The organism is Niveispirillum sp. (genome assembly GCF_017996735.1).
GTDB lineage: Bacteria > Pseudomonadota > Alphaproteobacteria > Azospirillales > Azospirillaceae > Niveispirillum.
The window spans coordinates 37,061-54,362 of the sequence record NZ_JAGOGJ010000011.1 but is presented as its reverse complement, the minus strand read 5'-3'; the positions used below and the strand labels follow the sequence as shown (position 1 = coordinate 54,362).

The window sequence follows — 17,302 nt, the reverse complement described above, 5'->3', positions numbered from 1 at the left end:
GAGCCATCCTGCGCCGGTGCTTGCAAAGGAATTATGAATCCGGTCGCCGCCGGACCGGATTCCCCTTTGGTTGCAGGGTCACGCCCCGTCGGTTGTCACAGACGTCGCAGTCGTCAGCAGCATGTCGCATGGGGCCGCCTCCAGAATCGATCCCGCCGTGCTGCCCAACAGGAAGGTAAGGACGGGTCCGTGCCGGGGTGCGCCGATGACGGCCAGATCCACCCCTTCCGCCAGGGCGTAATCGCGCAGGCTCTGCGCCGGCTCCCCATCCACCAGCAGGGGGCGCACCCTGGCCTGCTGTTGCGGCGGCAGCGTGTCGCGCAGGAACCTGTCCAGATCGGTGGTCATGGCCTGGGCGTAATCGGCGCGCAGGCGCGGTTCATTGGCGACCAGCCCCGCAAACGGTGTGCGATAGGCGTGGAACAGCGTCAGGTCGGCCTGTGGGAACAGGGCGGCGGACGTGCGCAGCACCTGGGCCGATCCCTCGCCCAGATCGGTGGCGACCAGGACATGGTTGTAGTCATGCCGGGGGCGGCAGCGCACAACCAGGACCGGGGCAGGCGACAGGCGTGCCAGCCGTTCCACCGTGCCGCCCAGCCGGAACCGGCCCAGCGCCTCGTTGCGGGCCAGACCCGTGACGATCAGATCGCAGCCCTGGTCACGCGCGATGCCGGCCGTGATTTCCGCCGCGTCGCCCCGGTCCACGATGATGGTGACGGGGCCGGCATCGGGCGGCAGGTCGGCCTCCAGCGCCTGGGCCGCCAGGGTTTGCGGATCGCCGGGCCGCTGCCATCGCGGCGCCTCCGCCATGTCCCTTTCCGGTTCCAGCACATGCAGGATGGTCAGCCGGGCGTTCCAGTCGCGGGCCAGCCAAACGGCCCGGTCCAGCGCCCGGTCGCAGCGGGCCGACAGGTCGGTGGCCAGCAGGATGTGGCGCGTGGTCTCCGTCATTCTTTCCTCCTTCATGGGATGTCGGGAGCCATGGTCGAAGGCTCCTGACAGGTTTGGTTCCCTCACAATTCATCGCTGAACAGGCCGACGCGGCGCAGCAACGTCTTCTCCGCCTCCAGCACCAACAGCAGCAGGATGCCCGTCGATATGATCACCAGCCCGTCCAGCAGCCCTATGGGCCGCGTATCGAACAGGAGCTGCATGAAGGGGAGATAGGTGAAGGCGAATTGCGCCACGGTGACGGCGCCTACGGCCAGCAGCACGGCCGGCGTGCCCACGATGCCGCGCAGGGTGATCGACCCCATATGCAGATAGCGGACATTGAACAGGTAGAAGATTTCCAGCACGACGATGGTGTTGACCACCATGGTCCGCGCCGTTTCCAGGTCCTGCCCGCGTGCCAGGGCATAGAAGAAAATGGCCAGCGCGCCGGCCACGAACAGGGCCGATACCAGAAACACACGCCAGACCAGAAAGGGCGACAGCAGCGGCGCATCGCCGGCCCGGGGGCGGCGGCGCATGACATTGGGCTCCGACGGCTCGAACGCCAGGACCAGACCCAGCGTCACGGTCAGGATCAGGTTGATCCACAGGATCTGTGCCGGCGTCATGGGCATGGCAAAGCCGGCCAGGATGGCGGCGATCACCGTCAATACCTCACCCCCGTTGGTGGGGAGCGTCCAGGCGATGACCTTGCGGATATTGTCATAGACGGTCCGTCCCTCATGCACCGCCGCGACGATGGAGGCGAAATTATCGTCCAGCAGGACGATCTCTGCCGCTTCCTTGGCGGCTTCGGTACCCTTGCCCCCCATGGCGATGCCAACATTGGCCTGTTTCAGGGATGGCGCGTCATTCACCCCGTCGCCCGTCATGGCGACGATCCCGCCCTCGGCCTGCAGCGCCCGCACGATGCGCAGCTTGTGTTCCGGGCTGGTGCGCGCAAAGACGCTGGCCCGCGCCGCCACGCTGCGCAGGTCCGCATCGCTCAGCGGGTCCAGATCGGCGCCGGTCACCACCTCCGGCTTTTCCGCAATGCCCAACTGTGTGGCGATGGCGGCGGCGGTGGTGCCATGGTCGCCGGTGATCATCTTCACCTTGATACCCGCCGTGCGGCATTCGGCGATGGCGGCGATGGCCTCCGGCCTCGGCGGGTCGATGAAGCCGATGATGCCGACAAAGACCAGCCCGTCCGTCAGGTCGGCGAAGGACAGCCGGTCCGGCGTGCCCGTCACCGGCTTCACGGCGAAGCCCAGGACGCGTTCCCCCTGACCGGCCGCCGCGTCGATGCCGGCCTGCCAGAAGACGGTGTCCAGCGGTTCCGGACCATTGGCCCCGGCCTGGTGGGCGGCCATGGACAGAAGCTTCTCCGGCGCGCCCTTCACGAAGATGTGGGACCCGTCCAGGCCACGGTGAAGCGTCGCCATGAACCGGTGCTGTGCGTCGAAGGGGATTTCATCCTGTCGTGGCCATTCGCCCCGCACATGCGCCGGGTCCAGCCCGGCCTTCATGGCGAGTGAGACCAGCGCCCCCTCCATCGGGTCGCCATCCACGCGCCAGGCCCCATCCTCCCCCTGGTGCAACCGGGCGTCGTTGCACAGCAGGGCGGTGCGCAGCAGCGGGCCGGCGGTGGACAGCGACAGCACATCCTCGTCCTGACCGCTGACACTGAAGCTGCCTTGGGGGGCATAGCCGGCGCCGCTGACCCGGATATCATGCCCGGCGGTGACCAGACGGGTTGCCGTCATCTCGTTACGGGTCAGGGTGCCCGTCTTGTCGGAACAGATGATGGAGGTGGACCCCAGCGTCTCCACGGCCGGCAGGCGGCGGACGATGGCGTTGCGGGCCGCCATGCGCTGGACCCCGATGGCCAATGTGATGGTGATGACGGCCGGCAGCCCTTCCGGGATGACGCCCACGGCCAAGGCCACGACGGCGATCAGCGCCTCGTCCCACGCAAACTCCCGCACCAGCACGGCAAAGGCGAACAGCAACAGGGACGCCGCGATGGATATCCAGGTGAAGCGACGGCCGAACCGGTTGATCTGGGCCAGCAGCGGCGTGGTGATCTCCTGCACCTCGCTGATCATGCGGCTGATATGGCCGATCTCGGTTGCGGACCCGGTGGTCACCACCATGCCCGCGCCCTGACCCGCCGCCACCAGCGTGCCGGAATAGGCCATGCAGGAACGGTCGGCCAACGGGGACTCGGCGGCAACCGGGTCTTCGGATTTCTCCGACGGGACCGATTCCCCGGTCAATGCTGCTTCCTCCACCAGCAGGGCGCGGGCCCGGATCAGGCGCAGGTCGGCCGGCACACGGTCACCCGCCTCCAGCAGCACCAGATCACCCGGCACCAGATCGGCCACGGGCACGGCCTGCCGCGTGCCCTCGCGGATGACATGGGCGTGCGGGGACAGCATGGATCGGATGGCGTTCAGTGCCTTTTCCGCCTTGCCTTCCTGTACGAAGCCGACAATGGCGTTGATGGTGACGACGGCCACGATGACCAGACTGTCAATATGGTGGTCCAGCGTCCAGGCCGCGACGGCGGCGGCCAACAGGAAATAGATCAGCGCATTGTTGAACTGGGCCAGGAAGCGCAGCAGCGGGTTCTTTGCCGCCGTCGCCGGCAACTGGTTGGGGCCGAAGGCCGCCAGCCGTTCGGCCACCTTGTCCGGGGTCAATCCCGCGGGGCCGCTTCCCAGCGCCGCCACCGTGTCGGCGGCGGGCAATGCATGCCAGACCGGTCCATCGCCACCCGCACCCGGCGGGGGCTCCTGCATCATCGGTTCCATCTGCCTGCCTTGTGTTCTTTATAGATGAACGCGTTGCCATCGCGTTTCGTCCCGAAACTTTAAAGGCTGGCTCCTGTCATGCCGTTGATCTCGGTCAATAAGGGTTTCGTTTCCGATCCTTTCGGCTACCGGCCGATTGCCGCCATCGGCATTACGGATGTCAGAGTCGCATTCGCCTGGCCATCCGCGCTAAGGTCTGCGCGTCCATATCCGTCGCCACAGGCACAGCGCCCATGTCCGCCGATCCCGGTTTTATCCATCTGCGTGTCCATTCCGCCTATTCCCTGGCGGAAGGGGCCATCAAGACCAAGGAACTGGTGAAGCTGTGCAAGAAGCACGGCTATCCGGCCGTGGCGGTGACCGATACGGGCAATCTGTTCGGCTGTCTGGAATTCGCCATGGCGGCGTCGGATGACGGGATACAGCCCATCGTCGGCTGCCAGATGTGGATCACCCCCTTCGGGCCACAGAAGAAGGTGGGCGGGCGTTTGCTGGGTCCCGGTGCGGATCAGTTGGTGCTGCTGGTGCAGAGCGAGCAGGGCTACCGCAACCTGATGCGCCTGGTCTCCGTCGCCTTCATGGAGACGGAGACGGGCCTGCTGCCGCAGGTGTCGCTGGACCGGATGGAGGGGCTGACGGACGGCCTGATCTGTCTGACGGGCGGGGTCGGCGGCGGGTTGAACCGGCTTTTGCTGGACGGGCAGAAGCCGCATGCGCTGGACCTGCTGGAACGGCTGAAGGCCCTGTTCCCCGGCCGGCTTTATATTGAGCTGATGCGCCATGTGGAGGGGCCGCTGGCCCAGGCGGAGGAGAGGGTCGAACCCGACCTGATCGACCTTGCCTATGCCCACGACATCCCGCTGGTGGCCACCAACGACGCCTATTATGCCGATGCGTCGATGTATGAGGCGCATGATGTGCTGCTCTGTATCGCGGAGGGTGCCTATGTGATGCAGGAGGAGCGGCGGCGCGTCTCCCCCCACCATTATTTCAAGTCGCCGCAGGAGATGCGGGAACTGTTCGCCGACCTGCCGGAGGCGGTGGACAATAGTGTCGTCATCGCCCGGCGTTGCGCCTATATGCCGCGCAAGGTGAACCCGATCCTGCCGCCCTTTGCCACCGAGGGCGGGCGGGCGGAGCTGGACGAACTGCGCGCCCAGGCCCATGACGGCCTGACCTACCGCCTGAACAAGTACGTGTTCACCAGCGGCATGGGTAGGGAAGAGAAGGAGAAGATAGAGAAGGAATACCGGGCGCGCCTGGATTTCGAGCTGGAAACCATCATCAAGATGAAGTTCCCCGGCTACTTCCTGATCGTGTCGGACTTCATCAAATGGGCCAAGGACAATGGTATTCCCGTCGGGCCGGGCCGTGGTTCGGGCGCCGGGTCGCTAGTGGCCTGGTCGCTGTTGATCACCGACCTTGATCCCATCCGGTACGGCCTGCTGTTCGAACGCTTCCTGAACCCGGAACGCGTGTCGATGCCCGACTTTGATATCGATTTCTGCCAGGACCGCCGTGAAGAGGTGATCAAGTACGTTCAGCAGAAATACGGCACCGACAAGGTCGGCCAGATCATCACCTTCGGTAAGCTGCAGGCCCGCGCCGTCGTGCGCGACGTGGGGCGCACCTTGCAGATGCCCTATGGCCAGGTGGACCGCATCTGCAAGCTGATCCCCAACAATCCCGCCAACCCCGTGACCCTGCAGCAGGCGCTGGACGGGGAGCCGCAATTGCAGGAGATGAAGCGCGGGGACGAGACGGTGGATCGCCTGATCACCATCGCCCTGCGCCTGGAAGGGTTGTACCGCCATGCCTCGACCCATGCGGCGGGCGTGGTGATCGGCGACCGGCCGCTGGACCAGCTTGTCCCCATGTATCGCGATCCGCGTTCCGACATGCCGGTCACCCAGTTCAACATGAAATATGTGGAACTGGCCGGGCTGGTGAAGTTCGACTTTCTGGGCCTGAAGACGCTGACAGTGCTGAAGACCGCCGTCGACCATGTGCGCGACCTGGGGCCGGAACTGGACCTGCTGGACCTGGATATCGAGGATAAGAAATCCTACGACATCCTGGGGCGGGCCGAGAGTGCGGGCATCTTCCAGCTTGAAAGTTCGGGCATGCGCGACGTGCTGCGCCGCATGAAGCCGAACCGGATCGAGGACATCATCGCCCTGGTCTCGCTCTATCGTCCCGGCCCGATGGACAATATCCCGAAATACATCAAGGTGAAGTTCGGGCAGGAGAAGCCCGATTACATGCACCCGGCCCTGGAACCGATCCTGAAGGAAACCTTCGGCATCATGGTCTATCAGGAACAGGTGATGCAGATCGCCCAGGTCCTGGCCGGATATTCGCTGGGCGGCGCCGACCTTCTGCGCCGCGCCATGGGCAAGAAGATCAAGGAGGAGATGGAGAAGGAACGGGCCAAGTTCATCAGCGGCTCGGCCGAAAAACTGGCAGTGCCTGAGGAACAGTCCGGACTGATCTTTGATCAGGTGAACAAGTTCGCCGGTTACGGCTTCAACAAGTCGCACGCGGCGGCCTATGCGCTGGTCGCCTATCAGACGGCCTTCATGAAGGCCAATTACCCGGTCGAGTTCATGGCCGCCACCATGACCTATGATATGGGCAATACCGACAAGCTGAACCAGTTCCGTCAGGAACTGGTGCGTCTGGGCATCCGGCTGCTGCCGCCCGATGTCAACGCGTCGGACCCGCGCTTCCGGGTGGAAAAGCTGCCCGATGGCAGCCGGGCCGTGCGCTATGCGCTGGCCGCCGTCAAGGGTGTGGGCCAGCAGGCCATGGAGATGGTGCAGCGCGAACGGCAGGCAGGCGGCCCCTTCAAGGATATTTTCGATTTCGCGCGGCGCGTGGACAGTTCGGCGCTGAACAAGCGCATGCTGGAAAAACTGGTCTGCGCCGGCGCCTTCGACAGCCTGAACCGCAACCGCCAGCAACTTTTCGCCGGGCTTGAAACGGTGGTGCGTTACGCCCAGGCCGAGGCGCAGCAGCGGGAAAGCGGCATGGCCAGCCTGTTCGGCGGGTCGGAAGCCATGAAGGCGCCGGATCTGCCCAAGGTGCCGGACTGGGACCCGCTGGAACGGCTGCGGCACGAATTCGAAGCCATCGGCTTCTACCTGTCGGCCCATCCGCTGGACAGTTTTGCCCCCGCCATGGCCCGCATGAAGGTGGTGAAGTTCGCCGACCTGCCGCGTCAGATGCGCGATGCCAAATCCACCCGGTTCAAACTGGCCGGCATCGTCGTTGCTAAACAGGAACGAACCGCCAAGAGCGGTAATCGTTTTGCCTTCGTAACCTTATCCGATGCCTCCGGTGTCTATGAGGTTACCCTGTTCGCCGAGACGCTGGCCCAGAGCCGGGAGATGCTGGAGGCGGGCAGGGCGGTGCTGATGTCCGTCGATGCGCAGAAGAATGGCGAGGAACTGCGCCTCACCTGCCACGGCGTCCTGTCGCTGGAGGATGAGGTGGCGAAAAGCGCCGCCGGCCTGCGTATCCTGCTGGACGACGCCAATGCCGTGCCGGCCATCAAGACCACGCTGGGCCGGCTGCCGCCGGGCCGGGGCAAGGTGACGCTGGCCGTGGAACTGGACGCGCTGCGCGAGGTGGAGATCGCCATTCCCGGCGCCGTGGCCATCAATGCCGCCAGCCGGGGGGCGTTCAAATCCATTCCCGGCGTCATCGAAGTACAGGAACTCTGATTAACGGCTGCGGATGGGGGCCGGATCGGGTAGAAGCGGGGCTCTTTTTCGGGAGTACCGGTTCATGAGCAAACCCTACTGGGATCTGGAACAGCCGCGCGGGCGGATTTTGCCGGCGGTGGCGGCGGGACTTGTGCCGGTGCTGGTGGCGCTTGTCGCCGTGGGCTTGCTGCTGATCCGGCCGGCCTTCCGGGGGCTGGACCATGCCCAGACAGTGCTGTCGGCCGCCACGGAACTGCGCTCCACCAGCCGCGCCCTGCAGCGTGATGTGCTGCTGCTGATCTTCGACGAACCGACGCGGGAGAAGACGGATCAGCGGCTGGCGGCCCGCCTGCCGGAGTTTCGCACGGCGGTCGACGGGCTGGGCGCGGCCTTGGACCCGGTCGACCCGGAAAAGGCCCGCCGCATCCGCGAGACGCATGCGGCCCTGGCCGACGGAGTCGCGGCCGTCGTGGCATCCGTCCAGGCCCGTGAAGGCATAGATGCGACCTGGCGGGTGCAGCAGGACCGGGTGCTGGCGGCGGAGATCCCGGCGGCCCGCACCAATGATCCGATCATCGACCAGTACCGGATCTTCGTGACGGCGTCGGTGGGGGAGGTAAAGACAGCCTTGTGGCTATCCTTCCTGATCGCCTTTGTGGCCCTGGGTTTTGGGATCGCGTCGGCTGCCGTGGTGCTTCGGCGGTAAGCCGGCTTACCCCGGCTGGTGCCCGCTCAGCAGTTCGACGGCATTGGCCAGGACCTTGCCGTCGGCCTGGGCATACAGGGTCGTTGCCCGGCCATAGATGGCGGCCCCGGGCGTCACGCGCAACAGGCGGGACAATTCCTCGCTGGCGACCAGACGCAGAAAACCCGCCGGGCGGCTTTTGAACGAGACGCCGCAGGCGGACAGGATGGCCCCGAAGGGAATCCGCCGCTGACGCACCGCGAACAGGGCGCCGGGCGGTAACGCGTCCAAACGGATTTCGATCAGGCCAAGTTCAGCCGGCATCCCGCTGTCGACACCCGTCAACAGCACATGCCGGCGCAGCAGGGTCCCCACTTCTTCGGTATGCAGAACCGACAGGCGCATCTGCTCGCCCCAGAACGCCTCCAGCGTGGCGGTCATGCCATGGTCATGGACCAGCAGCCGGCGCGGTACGTCCGGCAATCCGTCGCCCTCCAGCCAAAGCGGCGGTGACGGCTCGCGACCAGGGGATTGCAGGCGCAGGAAGCCTGTCAGCAGGTCGGGGGCGGCGTCGGTCGGGCGGACAGGGGCGGTCATAATCACGGGGCAAAGCCATTCTGGGTGCGGGCACGGTCGGCACGCGGGGCGGACCATAGCCACGCCCGGGCCGCTTGCCAAGGCATGGCGGACCTGCACTGCCCAAGTTCGCGTAATTGGAACCATAACGCCATGAATCCGCCACAGCGAGCCGTCAAAGGGTTAATTCTCCTTAATCTTTTCGGTCGAGCCCATGCGTCTTATGCTGTCCGCCGCCGCGCTGTCGCTGCTGGCCCTTGCCGGGTCTGCCATGGCCCAGGTGACCCCGTCCGATTATGCCGCCCTGGTCGAGCCGGATGACCGGGAAGAGAGTGCTGCCGGACCGCTGAAGGAGAGGCTGGCGGCCGACCCGGCCGACTGGGCGGCGGCGCGCGATCTGCTGCTGGTTTATGAGCGTTTCGGCGATTTCGAGGTCGGGCTGCCGCTGGGTGCAAGGCTGGGCGCGGAAATGCCGGACGACCGTAAGGTGCTGGAGGCCCGGATGGTGCTGGCCACCCGGCGCATCGACGATGCCTCCCTGTTCTCCAAGAAATCCGCCGCCACTGAACTTCTGTCCCTGTGCGAGGCGGAGAGGAAGCGCGATCCGCGCAGCGTCCCGGCCGTCACCTGCATCGCGCAATATCACCTTGTCGCCCCTTCCATCGCCGGCGGCGACACGGCGAAGGCGGATGAGGCCATCGCGGCGATGCAGGCGCTGGACGAAGGGCAGTATCTGCTGCTGCGGGCGAATCAGGCATTGAGCAACGATGATCTGGCAGAGGGTCAGAAAAAGCTGACCGAGGCGATGTCGAGGCTGACCGATGCCTCCGATCTGGCGGGTGCGGGGGTGCTGCTGGGGCGGCTGGGTGACGTGGACGGTGCCTTCCTGGCGCTGGACAAGGCGATGTCTGTCGATCCGGCCGACCCCTTCACCCTGTATCAGCGGGGGCGGGCCGTGGCCGTCACCGGCCGCAACCTGGATAGCGGGCGCGAGGCGCTGTTGCGCTTCCTGTCGGGGTCGGCCTGGATCGGGGGCGTCAATTACCGGGCTGCGGCACATTGGCGGCTGGGCATGGTCTATCAGGCCATGGGGGACCGGGTGACGGCGGAAAAGGCCTATAAGCGCGCCCTGGTGCTGGAGCCCAAGCACAAGGAAGCCCAGGCAGCCCTGAAGGCCCTGAAAACCGCCGGATAAGGCCGCTTGATGCCCGGCCATGCGGAGATGGCGGGACGGGCGGGCGTAAATGGCTGCCGGGCGGGGTTGCAATGCGGGCCCGCCTGCGCTATTCCACGCCCCGTCGTTAATCCCACACGTGGGCTTGCGGTGTGTCGGCTTTTATCCGGGCGCTGGTTGCCCGGTCGGCCTTCGCATCGATCCGGTGTTCGCCGGGCATGCTGCCCCTCGGACGTCGCCCACGGAGGACAAACCGGAAAAGGAAGTTTTCCTATGGCTATGCCGACCTTTACCATGCGTCAGCTCCTGGAAGCTGGCGTGCATTTCGGTCACCACACCCGTCGCTGGAACCCGAAGATGTCCACGTACATCTTTGGCGCCCGCAATGGCGTGCACATCATCGATCTGGAACAGACCGTTCCGCTGCTGCACCGCTCCATGCAGGCCGTGCGTGACGTCGTCGCCGGTGGCGGCCGCGTCCTGTTCGTCGGCACCAAGCGCGCCGCCCAGGAGCAGGTTGCGGCGTCCGCCAAGCGCTGCGGCCAGTACTATGTGAACCATCGCTGGCTCGGCGGCATGCTGACCAACTGGAAGACCATTTCCCAGTCGATCCGTCGTCTGAAGGAAATGGACGAGGCGCTTGCCCATGGTGAAGGCTCCGGCCGCACCAAGAAGGAACTGCTGAACATGACGCGCGACCGCGATAAGCTGGAGCGCGCGCTGGGCGGTATCCGTGACATGGGCGGCCTGCCCGACCTGCTGGTGATCATCGACACCAACAAGGAAAGCCTGGCCATTCAGGAAGCCAACAAGCTGGGTATCCCGGTTGTCGCCATCCTGGACAGCAACAGCGATCCGGACGGCATCACCTTCCCGGTTCCGGGTAACGACGACGCCCTGCGCGCCATCGAGACCTATTGCGAGCTGCTGAGCGGCGCCGTTCTGGACGGTCTGCAGGCTGAGATGTCGGCTGCCGGCATCGATGTCGGCGCCCAGGAAGTGGCCCCGGTCGAGGCTCTGCCCGCCGAAGAGGCTGTCGAAGCCTGAGTTTGAGGTGCGACGGCCGGGCCGCATCCAGTAGGGTGCTGTCCGGCCGTTGTGCTGTCCGGGCTAGGCGCGAAAACGCCATAGTCCCTATGCTAAATGATATCCCGTCACACTCCGACGATTAGAGAGGCGAAAATGGCCGAGATCACCGCTGCCCTGGTGAAGGACCTGCGCGAGAAGTCCGGCGCCGGCATGATGGACTGCAAGAAGGCGCTGACCGAGGCGAATGGCGACGTGGAAGCCGCCATCGACTGGCTGCGCAAGAAGGGCCTTGCCGCCGCCGCCAAGAAGGCCGGCCGCGTTGCCGCCGAAGGTCTGGTTGGCGTTGCCGCCAATGGCCTGTCCGGCGCCGCTGTCGAGCTGAACGCCGAGACCGACTTCGTTGCCCGTAACGATGCCTTCCAGACCGCCGTTGCCACCGTCACCAAGCTGGCGCTGGACACCGACGGCACGCTGGACAGCCTGAAGGCCGCCACCTATCCGGGCACCGGCCGTACCGTCGCTGACGAGCTGCCGAACCTGGTCGCCACCATCGGCGAGAACATGAACCTGCGCCGCGTCGCCAAGCTGTCGGTCACCGATGGCGTGGTGTCGTCCTATGTCCACTCCGCCCTGGTCCCGGGCCTGGGCAAGATCGGCGTGCTGGTCGCTCTGGAGTCGACCGGTGACAAGGCCGCTCTGGCCGACCTGGGCAAGCAGATCGCCATGCATGTCGCCGCCGCCCGTCCGGAAGCGCTGGACATCGCCGACGTGTCGACCGCCAATCTGGAGCGTGAGCGCGCCGTTCTGGTCGAACAGGCCCGTGCTTCCGGCAAGCCCGAGAACATCATCGAGAAGATGGTCGAAGGCCGCGTCCGCAAGTATTATGAAGAAGTGGTCCTGCTGGAGCAGCTCTACGTCATCGACGGCGAAACCAAGATCCGCAAGGTCGTGGAAAACGCCGCCAAGGCCGTTGGCGCCCCGGTTGCCCTGACCGGCTTCGTCCGCTTCCAGTTGGGCGAAGGCATCGAGAAGGAACAGTCCGACTTCGCCGCCGAAGTGGCCAAGATGGCCGGCTGAGGCGGTCCGGGGCCGGACCCTGTGCCGGCTCTGGAGCGTTATTCTGTCGGGGCCGGTTCGCCGGCCCCGATATGATGTGTGTGAAGACCGGATTCCCAACCCGAAAGGACAAGCCCGTGCCCGAGGCCCGTTACAAGCGCGTTCTTCTGAAGCTTTCAGGCGAAGCCCTTATGGGGGAAAGGGAATACGGGATCGATCCCAACGTCGTCAGCCGCATGGCGACGGAGATCAAGTCCGTGATCGATATGGGGATCGAGGTCTGCGCCGTGATCGGCGGGGGCAACATTTTCCGTGGCATTTCGGGTGCCGCTTCCGGTATGGAACGCGCCACGGCCGACTATATGGGCATGCTGGCCACCGTCATGAACGCGCTGGCCGTGCAGAACGCCCTGGAAAAGGCCGGTGTGCCGACCCGCGTGCAATCCGCCATTCCCATGGACAGCGTGTGCGAGCCCTATATCCGCCGCCGCGCCGAGCGCCACATGGAAAAGGGCCGGGTGGTGATCTTCGCCGCCGGCACGGGCAACCCCTTCTTCACCACTGACACGGCCGCCGCACTCCGCGCCTCTGAAATGGGCTGCGATGCGATGTTGAAGGCCACGAAGGTGGATGGCGTCTACAGCGCCGATCCCAAGAAGGTGAAGGATGCCATCCGTTATGACCGCCTGACCTATCTGGACGTGCTGTCGCGCGATCTGCAGGTCATGGACGCGTCGGCGATTTCACTTGCCCGCGAGAACAAGATTCCCATCCTTGTCTTCTCCATCCAGAAGGACGGCGGTTTCGCCGAAGTGATGGCCGGACAGGGCAAATTCACCATCATAACCGAAGAGGCATAAGGTGGCCGCTCCCGATCTGATCAAGGACATTGAGCATCGCATGGCCGGTGCTCTTGAGGTGCTCCGCAAGGAATTCGCCGGTCTGCGTACTGGTCGTGCTTCCGCCAATCTGCTGGAGCCGGTGACGGTCGAGGCCTATGGCACGACGGTGCCCCTCAATCAGGTGGCCAACATCTCCGTGCCGGAGCCGCGCCTGATCTCGGTGCAGGTGTTCGACCGTTCGACCGTAAAGGCGGTGGAAAAGGCCATCCGTGACGCCGGCCTGGGTCTGAACCCGCAGACCGAGGGTGCGACCATCCGCGTGCCCATTCCGGAACTGAATTCCGAGCGCCGCAAGGAACTGTCCAAGGTTGCCGCCAAATATGCCGAGCAGACCCGCGTGGCCGTGCGCAATGTGCGCCGCGACGGCATGGACGGGCTGAAGAAGCTGCAGAAGGACGGTTCCCTGTCCGAGGACGAGCAGAAGGTCTGGGCCGACAAGGTGCAGGCTGCCACCGACGCCCATATCAAGAAGGTGGACGAGGCGCTGGCCACCAAGGAAAAGGAAATCCTGCAGGTCTGATCGTTTCCCGGTACCCAAGGGTTAAGGACCTGCCGCCATGCCGGGCCCCGACACAACAGCCTTTACGCCGCCGCCCACACACATCGCCATCATCATGGATGGCAATGGCCGTTGGGCGACGGCGCGGGGCCTGCCGCGCACTGCGGGACACAAGAAGGGCGTGGACGCCGTCCGTCACGCGATCGAGGGGGCACGCGAACTGGGCGTGCGCTTCCTGACGCTTTACAGCTTCTCCACCGAGAACTGGAGCCGTCCGGAGGACGAGGTTTCCACCCTGATGCAGCTTCTGCGCTTCTACCTTCGGGGAGAGATCGCAAAGCTGCACAAGAACGGCATCCGCCTGCGCGTCATCGGCGATCGCTCCCGCCTGTCATCCGACATCCAGGCCCTGATCGAGAATTCAGAGGCGCTGACGGCCAACAATGCCGACATGACCCTGGTCCTGGCCCTGTCCTATGGGGGGCGGCAGGAACTGGTGGATGCGGCGCGCAAACTGGCCCAGGCGGTGGAGCGGGGGGAGATGACGCCCGGCGACATCACGCCCGATACCTTTGCCCGCGAACTGACCACGGGCGGGGACATTCCCGACCCCGACCTGATGATCCGCACCAGCGGGGAAAAGCGCATCAGCAACTTCCTGCTCTGGCAACTGGCCTATGCGGAGCTGGTTTTCCTGGACACGCTGTGGCCGGACTTCACCCGCCGCGATCTGGAAGCCGCCATTCAGGAATTCCACCGGCGCGAGCGGCGCTTCGGGGCCACGGTCGGAAGCCGTTGATATCGTGATCGACAGCCAGCGCCCCCCCAAGAAGCCCCGGTCCAACTTCACGCAGCGCGTGATCTCCGCCCTTGCCCTGGCACCCCCTGTGCTGGCCGCCGTCTGGTATGGCGGACTGCCGTTCCAGGTGCTGGTCGCGGTGCTGGCGGGGCTGTCGGCGTGGGAATATTACCGGCTGGTGATGCCGGGTCCTAACCGCTCGGGCCATCTTGCGTTTCTACCTCTCTATATCGGTCTGCCCTTTTTCTCCATGCTGTGGCTGCGGCTGGAAAGCGGCCCCTATGGTCTGGCCCTGTTCCTGTTCCTGATGCTGTGCATCTGGGCCACCGATATCGGGGCCTATGCGGCGGGCAAGAGTATTGGCGGGCCGAAACTGGCACCGCGTATCAGTCCGAAAAAGACCTGGGCCGGCCTGATCGGCGGCATGGTGGCGTCGGCCACGCTGGGCGGGTTGTTCGGGGCGGCGCAAAGCGGGGACTGGCTGCCGGGCTGGCTGGTGCCGCCGGCCGCCACCGATGTGCCGCACCATGTGCATGCCGCCGCCGTCATGGCCTATGCCGCCATCGGTGCCGTGCTCGCCGTGGCGGGGCAGGTGGGTGACCTGTTCGAGAGCTATATGAAGCGCCGGGTCGATGTGAAGGACAGTTCCAGCCTGATCCCTGGCCATGGCGGTATCCTGGATCGCATCGACGGGCTGCTGTTCGCGGCCCCGCTTTATGCGCTGTTCGAAATGACGGCCGGAGAATGGGTGCGATTTTGGTGACGCCTGAGACGACGCGCCGGGTAACCGTGCTGGGCTGCACCGGATCGGTGGGCAGCAACACGGTCGAACTGCTGGCGGCCTATCCCGACCGGTTCCGCACAGAGGTACTGGTGGCCGGCCGCAATGTGGGCAAGCTCGCTGAACAGGCCCGGTTGCTGCGTCCCGCCCTGGCGGTTATTTCTGACCCTGCCGGCTATGCCGATCTGAAGGACGCGCTGACCGGGACCGGCATTGCCGTGGCGGCCGGCCCCGCCGCCGTGGTGGAGGCCGCCAGCCGCCCGGAAGCCGACTGGGTGATGGCAGCCATTGTCGGTGCCGCCGGCCTGGCCCCGACGCTGGCCGCGGTACAGCGTGGTGCCACGGTCGCGCTGGCCAACAAGGAAGTGCTGGTCTGCGCGGGCGAACTGGTGATGGCGGAGGTGCGCCGCTGCGGCGCCACGCTGCTGCCGGTCGACAGTGAGCATAGCGCCATCTTCCAGGTCTTTGACGAGGCCCGGCGCGATCGCATTTCCCGCCTGATCCTGACCGCGTCGGGCGGGCCATTCCGCACCTGGACACGGGAAGCCATGCAGGGCGTGACGCCGGCCCAGGCCTGCGCCCACCCCAACTGGTCCATGGGCGCCAAGATCAGCGTCGACAGCGCCAGCATGATGAACAAGGGCCTGGAACTGATCGAGGCGCATCACCTGTTCGCCATGCCGGAAGACCGGATCAATGTGCTGGTCCATCCGCAATCGGTGATCCATTCCCTGGTCGAATATGTCGACGGGTCGGTGCTGGCTCAGTTGGGAACACCCGACATGCGCACGCCCATCGCGGTGGCGCTGGCCTGGCCGGACCGGGTGGCGACGCCGGGCGATCGGTTGGATCTGGTGAAGGCGGCGAACCTGACCTTCGAGTCGCCCGATCCTGTTCGATTCCCCGCCCTGGGGCTGGCGCGGCTTGCCTTGCAAAGCGGCGGGGCGGCCCCTACAATCCTGAACGCGGCGAACGAGGTGGCGGTTGCCGCCTTCCTGGCCGGGACTCTGGGCTTTCTGGATATCCCGCGCGTCGTGGAGAAGTGCCTGACCACGCTGGCGCATGGCCCGTTGGGCACGCTGGCGGATGTGGAAGCGGCCGATGCGGAAGCGCGTTGCCACGCCATTGCCGAAATTGCGGTTTTATCTCGCGCGAACTGAGCGGCCCCTGGAGGCGCATTGATGGAAGTCTTCGGCTTCGTCTGGAATTACGGGGTGATGTTCCTGGTCGTGCTGACCGTGCTGGTCTTTGTGCACGAAATGGGGCATTTCCTGGTGGCGCGCCGCAATGGCGTGCGGGTGGAGGTATTCTCCATCGGCTTTGGGCCGGAGATTTTCGGCCGGACCGACCGCCACGGCACCCGCTGGAAATTCAGCCTGATCCCGCTGGGCGGCTATGTGAAGATGTTCGGCGATGCCGGTGCCGCCAGCACGCCGGGAAGCGGCCTGTCGACGATGAGTGCGGCCGACCGTGCCGTGTCTTTCCATCACAAGCGGGTGGGACAGCGCATGGCCATTGTGGCGGCGGGGCCGGCGGCGAACTTCCTGTTCGCCATCGTTGCCCTTGCCTTCATGTTCATGGTCTATGGTCAGCCCTATACGCCGCCCGTGATCCGCGACGTTTTGCCCGAAGGGGCGGCGGCGGAAGCGGGGATGAAGCCCGGTGACCGCATTCTGTCCATGGATGGGCGTGACACGCCCCGGTTCGAGGATGTGCTGGGCGTCATCGTCATGAATCCGGGCCGCACCGTGTCGATGGTGGTGGAGCGGGTCGAGGTGGAGGGTGCGGAGCCCAAGCGCCTCGAACTGACCGTCACACCGCGGGCGGAGCAGATGGAGGACCGGTTCGGCAATATCCACACGATAGGCCGGCTGGGTGTGATGCGTGGTAATGACGAATACCGCCGCCAGACCCCGCTGACCGCCTTGTGGGAAGCCGGCAAGGAGACGGTCCGGATGACGGAGGGCACGCTCGATGCTGTCTGGCAGATGGCGATGGGCATGCGCAGCACGAACGAGTTGGGCGGACCCATCCGCATCGCGCAGATGTCGGGTCAGGTGGCCCAGACCGGTTTCGTGACCATGATCTGGTTCGTGGCCGTGCTGTCCATCAATCTGGGCCTGATCAACTTGTTTCCCATTCCGATGCTGGACGGGGGACATCTGCTGTATTACGCAGTGGAGGCCGTTCGCGGACGGCCTCTTGGCGAGAGGGCTCAGGAATATGGTTTCCGGGTCGGTCTGGCTTTGGTATTGACCTTGATGGTTTTCGCCACGTGGAACGACTTGGTCCAACTGCGTGTCGTCGATTTCGTCAAGGGTGTCCTGTCTTAGCCTTTTTGGGGG

At 65.3% G+C, this 17,302-nt stretch carries 14 protein-coding genes; 11 read left to right on the top strand and 3 right to left on the bottom strand.

Going from position 1 to position 17,302, the window contains the following annotated elements:
• Positions 1–78 precede the first annotated feature (78 nt).
• A complete protein-coding gene (locus tag KBA48_RS06370) occupies positions 79–951 on the bottom strand; it encodes a universal stress protein (RefSeq protein WP_292904344.1) in 873 nt (290 codons plus the stop codon).
• Between the two features lie 62 nt (positions 952–1,013).
• A complete protein-coding gene (locus KBA48_RS06365) occupies positions 1,014–3,740 on the bottom strand; it encodes a cation-transporting P-type ATPase (RefSeq protein ID WP_292904342.1) in 2,727 nt (908 codons plus the stop codon).
• Between the two features lie 242 nt (positions 3,741–3,982).
• Here KBA48_RS06365 and dnaE point away from each other — a divergent pair, with 242 nt between their 5' ends.
• Together dnaE and KBA48_RS06355 are read left to right on the top strand one after the other, a co-directional pair.
• Positions 3,983–7,474: a DNA polymerase III subunit alpha gene (gene dnaE / locus KBA48_RS06360; protein ID WP_292904340.1), complete on the top strand. Its 3,492-nt coding sequence runs from the start codon at positions 3,983–3,985 to the stop codon at positions 7,472–7,474.
• A gap of 64 nt (positions 7,475–7,538) precedes the next feature.
• Entirely contained in the window at positions 7,539–8,162 is a 624-nt protein-coding gene (locus KBA48_RS06355; protein ID WP_292904338.1) for a hypothetical protein, read from the top strand.
• Positions 8,163–8,168: 6 nt separating this feature from the next.
• Here the strand turns inward: KBA48_RS06355 and KBA48_RS06350 are convergent, their stop codons facing one another.
• Entirely contained in the window at positions 8,169–8,744 is a 576-nt protein-coding gene (locus KBA48_RS06350; RefSeq protein ID WP_292904336.1) for a hypothetical protein, read from the bottom strand.
• Positions 8,745–8,931: 187 nt separating this feature from the next.
• Here KBA48_RS06350 and KBA48_RS06345 point away from each other — a divergent pair, with 187 nt between their 5' ends.
• From KBA48_RS06345 to rseP, 9 genes are all read left to right on the top strand, one after another.
• Complete coding sequence (locus KBA48_RS06345) at positions 8,932–9,912, top strand: tetratricopeptide repeat protein (RefSeq protein ID WP_292904334.1); 981 nt, start codon at positions 8,932–8,934, stop codon at positions 9,910–9,912.
• A 252-nt stretch (positions 9,913–10,164) separates the two neighbouring features.
• Positions 10,165–10,938 (top strand): 30S ribosomal protein S2, encoded by a 774-nt coding sequence (rpsB, locus tag KBA48_RS06340; protein ID WP_292904332.1) that lies wholly within the window; start codon positions 10,165–10,167, stop codon positions 10,936–10,938.
• Between the two features lie 135 nt (positions 10,939–11,073).
• Positions 11,074–11,997, top strand: a complete 924-nt coding sequence (tsf, locus tag KBA48_RS06335) for a translation elongation factor Ts (RefSeq protein WP_292904330.1) — start codon at positions 11,074–11,076, stop codon at positions 11,995–11,997.
• A gap of 74 nt (positions 11,998–12,071) precedes the next feature.
• Positions 12,072–12,836 (top strand): UMP kinase, encoded by a 765-nt coding sequence (gene pyrH / locus KBA48_RS06330; protein ID WP_292904405.1) that lies wholly within the window; start codon positions 12,072–12,074, stop codon positions 12,834–12,836.
• 1 nt (position 12,837) lies between these two features.
• Positions 12,838–13,398 carry a ribosome recycling factor gene (frr, locus tag KBA48_RS06325; RefSeq protein WP_292904328.1) on the top strand — a complete coding sequence of 187 codons (561 nt, stop codon included), beginning with the start codon at positions 12,838–12,840 and terminating at the stop codon, positions 13,396–13,398.
• Positions 13,399–13,435: 37 nt separating this feature from the next.
• The gene (locus KBA48_RS06320; protein WP_292904326.1) at positions 13,436–14,176 is read left to right on the top strand and encodes an isoprenyl transferase; all 741 of its coding nucleotides are present in this window, start codon (positions 13,436–13,438) and stop codon (positions 14,174–14,176) included.
• A gap of 4 nt (positions 14,177–14,180) precedes the next feature.
• A complete protein-coding gene (locus tag KBA48_RS06315) occupies positions 14,181–14,939 on the top strand; it encodes a phosphatidate cytidylyltransferase (protein WP_292904324.1) in 759 nt (252 codons plus the stop codon).
• The gene (gene dxr / locus KBA48_RS06310) at positions 14,921–16,117 is read left to right on the top strand and encodes a 1-deoxy-D-xylulose-5-phosphate reductoisomerase (RefSeq protein WP_292904322.1); all 1,197 of its coding nucleotides are present in this window, start codon (positions 14,921–14,923) and stop codon (positions 16,115–16,117) included. The genes KBA48_RS06315 and dxr overlap by 19 nt, the downstream gene beginning before the upstream one ends.
• Before the next feature lie 21 nt (positions 16,118–16,138).
• Positions 16,139–17,290 (top strand): RIP metalloprotease RseP, encoded by a 1,152-nt coding sequence (rseP, locus tag KBA48_RS06305; RefSeq protein WP_292904320.1) that lies wholly within the window; start codon positions 16,139–16,141, stop codon positions 17,288–17,290.
• Positions 17,291–17,302: the final 12 nt, after the last annotated feature.

Coding starts and splice junctions, on each gene's coding strand:
- KBA48_RS06370 (WP_292904344.1), bottom strand. CDS start 951: ATGACGGAGACCACGCGCCACATCCTGCTGGCCACCGACCTGTCGGCC.
- KBA48_RS06365 (WP_292904342.1), bottom strand. CDS start 3,740: ATGATGCAGGAGCCCCCGCCGGGTGCGGGTGGCGATGGACCGGTCTGG.
- dnaE (WP_292904340.1), top strand. CDS start 3,983: ATGTCCGCCGATCCCGGTTTTATCCATCTGCGTGTCCATTCCGCCTAT.
- KBA48_RS06355 (WP_292904338.1), top strand. CDS start 7,539: ATGAGCAAACCCTACTGGGATCTGGAACAGCCGCGCGGGCGGATTTTG.
- KBA48_RS06345 (WP_292904334.1), top strand. CDS start 8,932: ATGCGTCTTATGCTGTCCGCCGCCGCGCTGTCGCTGCTGGCCCTTGCC.
- rpsB (WP_292904332.1), top strand. CDS start 10,165: ATGGCTATGCCGACCTTTACCATGCGTCAGCTCCTGGAAGCTGGCGTG.
- tsf (WP_292904330.1), top strand. CDS start 11,074: ATGGCCGAGATCACCGCTGCCCTGGTGAAGGACCTGCGCGAGAAGTCC.
- pyrH (WP_292904405.1), top strand. CDS start 12,072: ATGTGTGTGAAGACCGGATTCCCAACCCGAAAGGACAAGCCCGTGCCC.
- KBA48_RS06320 (WP_292904326.1), top strand. CDS start 13,436: ATGCCGGGCCCCGACACAACAGCCTTTACGCCGCCGCCCACACACATC.
- dxr (WP_292904322.1), top strand. CDS start 14,921: ATGGGTGCGATTTTGGTGACGCCTGAGACGACGCGCCGGGTAACCGTG.
- rseP (WP_292904320.1), top strand. CDS start 16,139: ATGGAAGTCTTCGGCTTCGTCTGGAATTACGGGGTGATGTTCCTGGTC.